Below are 8,543 nucleotides of genomic sequence, written 5' to 3' on the forward strand. Positions count from 1 at the left end.
GCCTGCTGATCGGCAGAGAGGATCGCCAGAACATGCTGATTGACGCCGTTGCCTTTTACTTTGCAGACCAGCGCTTTTGCACCCTGACCCAGTGCGGTACCGCGAATTTCAGAGACAGCTTCACATTTGCCTACGGCTTCATGGCTGACTACGCGGTAGGTCGCACCGTGTTCTGACAACAGGGAGATTAAACGCTGGTGCGTTGCGTTACCTTTGTTTACTTCCGTCATGACTTACTCCTGGTACAACAATGAAAATCCTGTCAGAAAAATAATTACGCATCGGTGCGTTTTTTCTGTTTGTTCAGGTAGAGCTGTGCATCAGATGCTTTGTAGGCATCATCAATGGTGTCGTTTGGCTGCATATTATAAATCCCGACAGAGAAGCTGATTGATCTATCTTGCGCAATAATTTGTAAGTTATAGCGAATCCTCTCCAGCAGGCGGGGCGTTAATTCACTGGGGTGATCGATGAGGATAATGCAAAACTCATCGCCGCCGAGGCGGATGGCATAGTCGCTTTTGCGAATGGACGTTTGAATAGCTTTGGCCAAAATGGTGATAATGCGATCGCCTTCCTTATGCCCCAACGTATCATTAATAACTTTTAGTTTGTCGCAATCAATGGCGATAAAGGTCACGAGCGTTCCTGTGTTCACCAACTGTTGCAAACGCTGCTCAAGCGCTGGCGTTAAAATTTTACGGTTGTAGAGCCCTGTCATCGCATCACTGACATTTTCCCGTGTGACGTTGTGATACAAGCGAAAATGCGTTCTGACCATATTCAGCAGCAATATCGTTGCCAGTAGATAGAAGGCGAATATCTTCCAGGACGAGACAATAAAGTACATAACATCAAGTGAGAGGGTGATACGTATACCGCCAGGTATGTCCTTCTCATAGTGAACATAGCGGAACAGATCGGTTTCACTTTTCTGAACGAGGATCTCTTTACCTGAACTGGTGTCAGAGACCGTTACGTTAAGATAACGCCAGACGAGAGGGCGGTCGCTGGTATAGAAAATATTCTGTAAATTCTCTTTATTAATATCCACCATCACCACGCCTTTTAGCTTATTGGCGTAGTAAACCGGTGTTAAAAAGCTCATCACCTTTTTCTCGGTCAGGTTATCTTCATAAATACTGGAGATCACCGTGCGGCCAGTAAAAATACCGTCAATATCATTCTGGTCGATTCCCAACGTACCTTTTTGCAAAAACGACCAGTTGTGTATCGCAAATTTCCGCGAGTCGATCACATCATAGAAATAAACGTAGTTATTTTTGAGATCGACGTAATATCGAAATTTATACTCCAGCGTCCCTAATCCCTGACCGTAATCTTTCTGCTGGCGATTAACATTGACCGCCCGGTCAAAAGAGGGCAGCAGAAAAATGTCATCAAGCTGTTCGCTACATTTTGTTGAGGTGGTCTGCAACGTACCGTGTAATGGCAGATAGTTGCGCTTAGTGAGATTGAGCCCATGAGTGCCGTTAACGCTGTCGAAAGCGTTGCAAAGTACTTTTTGCTGTTCGAGAGAAGCAGGCCCCTGAGGGGACGAAAATGTGCGCATCAGATGGGCTGCGATGCTCTGATTTGTGTACTTATCATAGAGAAACGAGGAGTCGGCTTTCTCATTGATATAGCGCATGTACGCATTCATTGCTTTATCACTAGCAATGAGCTCATAAACCAAAAAAGAAGATGTCAAAACAATTACGCTGACGGAGATAAAGATCCTGAGCGCTTTATGATGCAATTTCATAATGATTTACAGCCCTGTAAGTCTGATACTTCAGTCTATCACACGGCATACATCCGCTCTAACGCTACGGGAAAGGACATTTTGAAATAAAAATCATTCGCGTACTTCACCTTTAACTCTTAATGTTGTATTTATAATGCAACTTATAAAAAGGAGACAGGCCAATGAGCGCGACTGAAAAAGCGGGTCATACATTTTTAGCCAGCCTGGGCAAAACCCGTCTGCGTCCGGGCGGTGTTGAAGCAACAGAATGGTTGTTTAGCCAGTCACAGCTGACGCCCGGCAGCCAGGTACTTGAAGTGGCGTGCAACATGGCCACGACGGCGATAGAGTTAGTTCAACGCTATGGCTGTACCGTATACGCCATTGATATGGATAAAACCGCACTGTCAAATGCAAGGAATAACGTAGCGGCAAATGGTCTGGAAAATCATATTCATGTGATGGCTGCTAACGCCAACACTCTTCCTTTTGCGGATAACAGTTTCGATGTTGTGATTAACGAAGCCATGCTGACAATGTATGCCGATAAAGCGAAGGCGAAGTTAATTGCCGAATATTATCGCGTGTTGAAGCCCGGTGGGCGTCTGCTCACCCACGATATTATGTTCACCGCCCAAAAACTGGGCGCGGGCGATCAGGGCCAGCTTGTCGATGTGGTGAAATCAAACGTTAGCCCAATGACCAGACAAGGCTGGCGTGATTTGTTTCTTAACTGCGGGTTCGAACAGGTCCTGCAGCAGAATGGCAACATGTCGCTGATGTCGCCGCGCGGATTAGTTCGTGATGAAGGGCTTACGGGGGCGGTAAAAATTGTGTTTAACGGCTTACGCACGAGCGAAAATCGTCGTCGTTTCCTGAAAATGTTTCGCTTCTTCCGTTCGCAACGTCATCAACTCAATTACATTGCCTGCTGCTCTGTAAAGGGAAAATAAAAAGGATAAACGGATGAATATTGATAAGATGAAAAAACAGCACCCGTAAAAAATCAGCCAGAGAAGATAACCTCTGGCTGATTTGTTTAGGTGGTTAACTATTGCTGGTCGTACTTTGTTTATGAAACAGTTCGCGGAATACCGGGTAAATATCATCCTGGTCGCGAATATGTTGCATCGCAAAGTTATCAAAAGTTGATTGCAGATGTTCGTATTCACGCCACAAGGTTTGGTGAGCGCGGCGAGTGATTTCGATATAGCTGTAATAGCGGACCACTGGCAGCAGTTTTTTCGCCAAAATCTCATGACACAGCGGTGAATCATCAGCCCAGTTATCACCGTCCGATGCCTGTGCAGCATAGATGTTCCACTGGGCAGGGTTGTAGCGCTCTTTCACCACTTCATCCATTAACTTCAGCGCACTGGAGACAATGGTTCCCCCGGTTTCCTGAGAGTAAAAGAACTCGTGCTCATCCACTTCTTTCGCCTGGGTATGGTGGCGAATATAAACCACCTCCACGTTCTTATAGGTCCGGCTTAAGAACAGATACAGCAGGATATAAAAACGTTTAGCCATATCTTTGGTCGACTGATCCATTGAACCAGAAACGTCCATCAGGCAGAACATTACCGCCTGGCTGGAAGGGTCGGGGCGTTTTTCATAATTCTTGTAGCGTAAATCAAAGGTGTCGATAAATGGCACGCGTTCGATTTTTGCCCGTAGTTCGGCAATCTCTTTGCGTAACCGTTCCTCTTCCAGCAACTGTGCTGGTTCGCTTTTCGCGATGGTTTCCAGATCCGCTTCGAGAGCATGCAGTTCGCGACGCTTACCCGCTGTCATCGCCGTGCGGCGCGCCAGTGAGTTTTGCAGGGATCGCACCACGCTGATGTTGGCAGGCACACCGTTAGAGGTAAAACCTGCCCGGTGCGTTTTGTACTCCGTTAGCTGACGCTGCTGATTCTGCTTCAGGTTAGGAAGTGCTAAATCTTCGAACAACAGATCGAGATATTCATCTTTAGAGATCTGAAAGACGAACTCATCCTGACCCTCACCATCCTGGCTGGCCTGGCCTTGTCCGCTTCCTGAACCGCCACCGCCGCCCTGTGGGCGTTCAATGCGGTCATTCTGCACAAAATGGTCGTTACCCGGATGCACGCGATGGCGCAGGCCACCACGTCCCTGATGAAACATTGGTTCGCTAATATCATCAGTCGGAATAGAGACAGATTCGCCGCTATCCACATCAGTCACCGAACGCTTGTTAATGGCCTCGGAGATCGACTGTTTAATTTGCGATTTATAACGGCGTAAGAAGCGCTGGCGGTTTACCGTGCTCTTGTTTTTGCCGTTAAGACGCCGGTCAATAAACCAGGTCATAAGCCCCCCGTACTGCCAACTGTTCGCCATGTCTGTAAGTGCCGGATGGCGCTGGTGCTATCCGGCCTACGGAACATTGTTTTGCAAGCCCGGTAAGCGCATGCGCCACCGGGCACTTATGTTAAGACGATTTACGTACGCGCAAATACCATTCGCACAGTAAACGCACCTGTTTACGCGTGTAGCCTTTTTCCATCATACGGTCGACAAAATCGTCGTGTTTTTTCTGCTCGTCAGTCGAGGTTTTAGCATTGAACGAAATGACCGGCAGCAGCTCCTCGGTATTGGAGAACATTTTCTTCTCAATGACCGTGCGCAGTTTTTCGTAACTGGTCCAGTTTGGATTGCGACCGCTGTTATTCGCTCTGGCACGCAGAACAAAGTTGACGATCTCGTTACGAAAATCTTTCGGGTTACTGATACCCGCCGGTTTCTCAATTTTCTCCAGTTCTGAGTTCAGTGACTCGCGGTCAAACAGCTGACCTGTATCCGGGTCGCGATACTCCTGATCCTGAATCCAGAAATCCGCATAAGTGACATAACGGTCGAAAATGTTCTGTCCGTACTCGGAATAGGATTCGAGATAAGCCGTCTGGATCTCTTTGCCGATGAATTCAGCATATTTCGGGATCAAATAGCCTTTCAGGAACTCAAGATAACGCTCAGCTTGCTCCTGCGGGAACTGTTCACGCTCGATTTGCTGCTCCAGTACGTAGAACAGATGTACCGGGTTAGCTGCCACTTCGGCATGGTCAAAGTTAAAGACGCGAGAGAGGATCTTAAACGCGAAACGCGTGGACAGACCGTTCATTCCCTCATCAACCCCGGCGTAATCCCGATACTCCTGATAGGATTTCGCTTTCGGATCGGTATCTTTCAGGCTTTCGCCATCGTAAACGCGCATCTTCGAGTAAATGCTCGAGTTCTCAGGTTCTTTCAGGCGAGAAAGAATGGTAAAGCGAGAGAGCGTTTCCAGTGTGCCCGGTGCGCAAGGCGCATGGGTCAGCTCACTGTGGTTAAGCAGTTTTTCGTAAATTTTGATCTCTTCAGAGATACGCAGGCAATAAGGCACTTTGACGATGTAAACACGGTCAAGGAACGCCTCATTGTTTTTGTTATTACGGAACGTTACCCATTCAGACTCGTTCGAGTGGGCAAGAATAATCCCGTTAAACGGCAGGGCAGAGATACCTTCTGTCCCGTTGTAGTTTCCTTCCTGGGTGGCGGTCAGCAGAGGATGCAGCACTTTAATCGGTGCTTTAAACATCTCAACGAATTCCATAATCCCCTGGTTTGAGCGGCACAGTGCACCCGAATAACCGTAGGCATCAGGATCGTTCTGGGCGTGGTGTTCGAGTTTACGAATATCCACTTTCCCGACCAGCGCAGAAATATCCTGGTTGTTTTCATCACCAGGCTCCGTTTTGGCGATTGCGATCTGCTCCAGAATAGACGGCCAGACTTTGACGACGCGGAATTTTGTAATGTCCCCGCCGAAATCGTGCAGACGTTTCGCAGCCCAGGGCGACATGATCGTACCGAGATAGCGACGCGGGATCCCATACTCTTTTTCCAGTATCTGCGCGTCTTCCTGCGGATTAAACAGGCATAACGGATGATCGTTGACCGGGCTACGTTCGCCATTGGCACTCAGGACATAAATCGGTACTCTCTGCATCAGCGACTTCAGTCGCTCAGCAAGAGATGATTTCCCCCCTCCCACAGGCCCCAGCAGATACAGGATCTGCTTCTTCTCTTCCAGACCCTGAGCCGCATGTTTCAAATAAGAAACAATTTGCTCAATGGCGTCTTCCATGCCGTAAAACTCTTCAAAGGCGGGATAGCGTGCAATTACCCGATTCGAAAAGAGTCGAGAAAGTCGAGGTTCGTGGGCAGTGTCGACCATGACAGGCTCACCAATAGCCATTAATAGCCGCTCTGCCGCGTTGGCATAAGCACTGCGATCTTGCCGACAAGTGGTAAGAAACTCCTGCAGCGTGAACTCTTCGTCCTTGGCAGCTTCATAACGCTGGCGATAGTGATCGAATATATTCATGGTATGCCGTCCTTTCGTTTTTTAGCACATGTTAAGAGCCGTTCATATGAATAGTAGAGGCCCCTGAAGAGGTAAACTGAACGACGTCGCTGCTGAATAAATAAGCAACTCTCATGCCATTTTGGTGGTCAGGAGATCAACGTATTCGGTGATACACCTTCTAAAATTAAGCGTAGATGGCATTTGCAAAACTTGCCTGTGTGCGCAAATGAATTTCAATGGCATATCAATAACTCATCAGCAAAAAAAGCACATCTTATGTAAAGAATTGGAGCGGGATTCATGCGGTGTTCACCGTCCTGCAAGCAAAATGTCATCACTCGCTGAGAAATTAGGGGGTTACATTCTGGGGCGAATACGTAAAATAGTTGGGCTGAAGCGTATTGGCGGTTACACTTTGACCGCTACACATTTGAATAAGGAATTATGGATTGTGACCAAACTCAAACTTCTGGCACTTGGCGTCCTTGCCGCAACCGCAGTTAGCACCGCACAGGCGGAAAGTCAGTGGACTGTTGGCGCGGGTGTCGGCGTGATTAACAGCCCGTACAAACAGTATGACCGCGATGTTTACCCTGTTCCGGTTGTCACCTATGAAGGCGATAATGTCTGGTTCCACGGCTTGGGTGGCGGCTACTATCTGTGGAATGACACGGCAGATAAGCTTTCCATCATGGCGTACTATGATCCGACGCATTTCAAGCCGGGTGATAGCGATAGCCATGCTTTGCGCCAACTCGACAAGCGTAAAAGCAGCTTGATGGCTGGCCTCTCGTATGTACATAACACCCAGTATGGTTTCCTGCGTACTGCACTGGCGGGTGATACTCTGGATAACAGCAACGGCTTTATCTGGGATCTGGCCTGGCTCTACCGTTACACTAATGGTGGGTTGACTCTGACGCCGGGTATCGGTGTGCAGTACAGCAGCGAAAACTACAACGACTATTATTATGGCGTGTCCAATCACGAGTCTCGCCGCAGTGGTCTGAAAAGCTACAACGCTAACGATGGATGGGATCCGTACCTGGAGTTGACCGCGAGCTATAACTTCATTGGAAACTGGAACGTATACGGAACTGGCCGTTATGTGCGCTTGAGTGATGAAGTGAAGGACAGTCCGATGGTCGATAAGTCCTGGTCTGGCATCTTCTCAGTGGGTGTGACCTACAAGTTCTGATGACATTCAGTGTTGAACACAAGCTCGCAGACATGCGGGCTTTTTTGTGCGCTACCGATATGAATATTGATCTAAAACATGAGATTTCATCATTTGTGCTGATTTGACATTCTGTCAGGCTACAACGAATTTTTAACGTATTATTCCTGTCGCTGTTACTAAAAATAAACCTGCTATTTTATTAGCCTGTTATCTATTCATTTTTGAATGAAATAAAGTCGTGAAGGTTTAGCAAATCATTGTCATGAGGTAATGGTTTGTAGCTATACAATGCGTTGATAATACTAGGGTTTACGATCGAGGTAAGCGTTATTTTCTTATTGTTAAGCACAATGAAAATTATTGATAACTCTTTTAGCATGTTTATCTCATGGCGAAAGTTAACTTTCATGTGAAAAAACAAAAATTAATCGATTGATTTTAATTTTACATCTTTAGGTATTTATCTGAAAAAATTAAAATTGACATTAAATATCCCATTGCAGATATTAATTAAACTTTAAAGTATCGACAGCAACTCTTCATGGCATTAAATATAATTCGCCATGTGGATTTTTTGAGAATAAACCTGGTATATATAATGAAAAAGTTAATCATGATAGCTGTGATGGGCGGGATTCTGGCTGGTTGTTCCACCGAGGCTTCACGCATGAATGCTTGCGAAAGCAAGGGTGTGAGCCGTGATGCCTGTTATGTTGCGGAGCAAAACCGTCAGGCGACAATCAATGCTGCCGCTGAAAAACAGGCTATGGAAAACGCGCAAAACTTGTATAGCACTAATGATACTAATTCCAGCCATCACCACAAACACGATAAGTATTAAGGTGTAACGTATGAAAAAATTAATTATTATCGTTGCTTTGGTGGTTTCCTTCGCTGCACCTGCTTATGCCATTAGCGAGGCTTACCGCCAGCAGTTACAGCATGAACATAAAACCATGGTCAGTGACACGAATGCCCCGGTACACGCCAGTAAAATCATGCCCGTGCATGTGAATAAACTTGGAGTGGACTTTAAACGTGGTGCTGATGGCATTGCTTATATTAATGGCAAACCTGCAGCAAATGATGAGAATAGTGCTGAAGCTCAGTCTTATAGCGCAGATTTGATTTCCGTTATCGTCTATAAAAACGGAAAAATCAACGCTATGAAAGAGGGGAAATATTTAGGTCGGTTGAAATAACCACTTCGTAGATAAGATTTTGTATTTTTTCGGCCCGGGAACATC

Annotated in this window: 7 protein-coding genes and 1 pseudogene; 4 read left to right on the forward strand and 4 right to left on the reverse strand. The window is 46.6% G+C overall.

The features are described 5' to 3' along the window. Positions 1-230, reverse strand: a pseudogene (locus FDW94_RS24640) (YbaK/prolyl-tRNA synthetase associated domain-containing protein); the annotation flags it as partial. 44 nt (positions 231-274) lie between these two features. Next, the gene (gene dgcJ / locus FDW94_RS21775; protein WP_137378245.1) at positions 275-1,765 is read right to left on the reverse strand and encodes a diguanylate cyclase DgcJ; all 1,491 of its coding nucleotides are present in this window, start codon (positions 1,763-1,765) and stop codon (positions 275-277) included. A gap of 164 nt (positions 1,766-1,929) precedes the next feature. Between dgcJ and FDW94_RS21780 the strand changes: the two genes are divergently transcribed. After that, positions 1,930-2,700, forward strand: a complete 771-nt coding sequence (locus FDW94_RS21780; protein ID WP_008784518.1) for a class I SAM-dependent methyltransferase — start codon at positions 1,930-1,932, stop codon at positions 2,698-2,700. 94 nt (positions 2,701-2,794) lie between these two features. Here the strand turns inward: FDW94_RS21780 and FDW94_RS21785 are convergent, their stop codons facing one another. Together FDW94_RS21785 and yeaG are read right to left on the reverse strand one after the other, a co-directional pair. Continuing rightward, positions 2,795-4,078 carry a YeaH/YhbH family protein gene (locus tag FDW94_RS21785; protein WP_008784519.1) on the reverse strand — a complete coding sequence of 428 codons (1,284 nt, stop codon included), beginning with the start codon at positions 4,076-4,078 and terminating at the stop codon, positions 2,795-2,797. A gap of 121 nt (positions 4,079-4,199) precedes the next feature. After that, on the reverse strand, positions 4,200-6,134 hold the full coding sequence (gene yeaG / locus FDW94_RS21790) for a protein kinase YeaG (RefSeq protein WP_003030707.1): 1,935 nt from the start codon (positions 6,132-6,134) through the stop codon (positions 4,200-4,202). Between the two features lie 433 nt (positions 6,135-6,567). On the opposite strand from yeaG, the gene FDW94_RS21795 reads away from it, so the two are divergent. The 3 genes from FDW94_RS21795 (at position 6,568) to FDW94_RS21805 (ending at position 8,498) form a co-directional block, all read left to right on the forward strand. Then, positions 6,568-7,314 (forward strand): MipA/OmpV family protein, encoded by a 747-nt coding sequence (locus FDW94_RS21795; protein WP_137378246.1) that lies wholly within the window; start codon positions 6,568-6,570, stop codon positions 7,312-7,314. 580 nt (positions 7,315-7,894) lie between these two features. Continuing rightward, complete coding sequence (locus FDW94_RS21800) at positions 7,895-8,137, forward strand: hypothetical protein (RefSeq protein ID WP_111465757.1); 243 nt, start codon at positions 7,895-7,897, stop codon at positions 8,135-8,137. A gap of 10 nt (positions 8,138-8,147) precedes the next feature. Further along, positions 8,148-8,498 carry a hypothetical protein gene (locus tag FDW94_RS21805; protein ID WP_137378247.1) on the forward strand — a complete coding sequence of 117 codons (351 nt, stop codon included), beginning with the start codon at positions 8,148-8,150 and terminating at the stop codon, positions 8,496-8,498. The last annotated feature ends 45 nt before the right edge of the window (positions 8,499-8,543 follow it).

This window comes from Citrobacter sp. wls757, assembly GCF_005280935.1.
In the GTDB taxonomy this organism is placed as follows: Bacteria; Pseudomonadota; Gammaproteobacteria; order Enterobacterales; family Enterobacteriaceae; genus Citrobacter; species Citrobacter portucalensis.